The organism is Thalassotalea ganghwensis (assembly GCF_053485795.1).
Map to the genome: position 1 here is coordinate 1 of NZ_JBQRUM010000060.1, position 767 is coordinate 767.

At 42.9% G+C, this 767-nt stretch carries 2 tRNA genes and 2 rRNA genes; all 4 read left to right on the plus strand.

From position 1 onward, the window contains the following. Window positions 1-114: ribosomal RNA gene (locus tag ACSLUH_RS19445) — 16S ribosomal RNA — on the plus strand; the annotation flags it as partial. 80 nt (window positions 115-194) lie between these two features. Beyond that, window positions 195-270: transfer RNA gene (locus ACSLUH_RS19450), tRNA-Ala, on the plus strand. Window positions 271-300: 30 nt separating this feature from the next. Beyond that, window positions 301-377, plus strand: a tRNA-Ile gene (locus ACSLUH_RS19455). Window positions 378-691: 314 nt separating this feature from the next. Beyond that, window positions 692-767: ribosomal RNA gene (locus tag ACSLUH_RS19460) — 23S ribosomal RNA — on the plus strand; the annotation flags it as partial.

Consider the following 767-nt stretch of genomic DNA (forward strand, 5'->3'; position numbering starts at 1 on the left):
AAAGAAGTGGCTAGTTTAACCTTCGGGAGGACGGTCACCACTTTGTGATTCATGACTGGGGTGAAGTCGTAACAAGGTAACCCTAGGGGAACCTGGGGTTGGATCACCTCCTTATCTTGAATGTAAAGCAAACGCTTTGTTGAGTGTTCACACAAATTGCACTGATAACGAATATGAAGAAGACGAAGCCTTATGGGGCTATAGCTCAGCTGGGAGAGCGCCTGCCTTGCACGCAGGAGGTCAGCAGTTCGATCCTGCTTAGCTCCACCACTTTGTTTGCTCACCTGAGCAGCATGATTTAGGTCTGTAGCTCAGCTGGTTAGAGCGCACCCCTGATAAGGGTGAGGTCGGCAGTTCAAGTCTGCCCAGACCTACCAAGCTTCGTAGAAAAACCAAATTAAAGGTTGCTGTTTAGTGAATTTTAATTTGGTTTTTTTTACCACGATTTAGGCGAATGCGTCCTAAAACGAACTCTTTAACAATTTGGAAAGCTGATATATATCCCGAGATAAATTTATTTTTATCTCAACCGATGATTACAGTGTCGCGCTGTATGAATCAAACCTGATAAATGATTTTCCTTATCATTTATCAATCTAATTCAAGTAACTCATTAGAGTGCGTGAAAATGTCAGACATGCATTTGGTTATGGTTTTGTCACCATAACACTCAAACTATTTGGGGTTGTATGGTTAAGTGACTAAGCGTATATGGTGGATGCCTTGGCAGTTAGAGGCGATGAAGGACGTGTTAATCTGCGATAAGC